Origin of the sequence: Brevundimonas denitrificans (assembly GCF_030160755.1) — a bacterium.
In the GTDB taxonomy this organism is placed as follows: Bacteria; Pseudomonadota; Alphaproteobacteria; order Caulobacterales; family Caulobacteraceae; genus Brevundimonas; species Brevundimonas denitrificans.
Map to the genome: position 1 here is coordinate 1 of NZ_BSOY01000168.1, position 761 is coordinate 761.

A 761-nucleotide genomic window follows, 5' to 3' on the forward strand; every position below is an offset into this window, starting at 1 on the left:
GGTCAGTATCCTGCTGTCCTTCATCGGCTTTATTGCCTATTTCGAATTGCAGCGGATCGCTGGCCCCGTCTATTTCAGCCAAATTTCCTATTTCATCACCCTGACAACCATGGCCTTCGGCTTCTTCCTGTTCGGGGAAAGCCTGCAATGGTATGTCTGGGGGGCGGTTGCCCTCATCTTCTGCGGATTATACATGGTGAGTAAATCCAAATAGGCAGAGAAGACTGAAGAAGACCCCAGAAGAGTTGATTCCGGCTCTTTCCAACCCCAGTTAATTGTAAACGGGTCTTCTTTCAGTCACAAATTCGTGTAAGAGTAGAAACAGTATACTCAGACGCCGGTCCTGTGCCTTCAGGGGACGTTCCGAAATGTTTCCCCCCAGAACCTTGAGCGGCGTTTTCAATCATTTGATGGGGCTTGTAATGAAAAAGATATTCTATGGACTTTTGGGGCTGATCGTCCTTCTGGTCGCGGCAGTAATTGCCATTCCCTTTCTTGTGCCGGCAGACCGGATCAAGGAAGAACTGATCATCGCAACCAACGATGCCACCGGGCGCACCCTCGCCATTGACGGAGATTTCGGGATCAGTGTTTTCCCGGTTCTGGGCCTGAACTCATCAAAGGTTTCTTTTTCCAATGCCCCCAGCAGCAGCCAGCCCAACATGGCGGAAATCAACACCCTGACGGTGGAATTGAAACTGCTGCCCCTGCTTGGCGGTCAGGTCGAGGTGGACAAGTTTGTCCTCGACGGACTGGTTGTC

General features: G+C 51.2%; 2 protein-coding genes. Both read left to right on the forward strand.

The genetic code is table 11. The features are described from left to right. Positions 1–214: EamA family transporter (locus tag QQJ79_RS15555; RefSeq protein ID WP_284223839.1), on the forward strand; the 214-nt coding region annotated here is incomplete at its 5' end. 208 nt (positions 215–422) lie between these two features. Next, positions 423–761, forward strand: a 339-nt coding sequence (locus tag QQJ79_RS15560) for an AsmA family protein (protein ID WP_284223840.1), incomplete at its 3' end; no start/stop codon positions are given.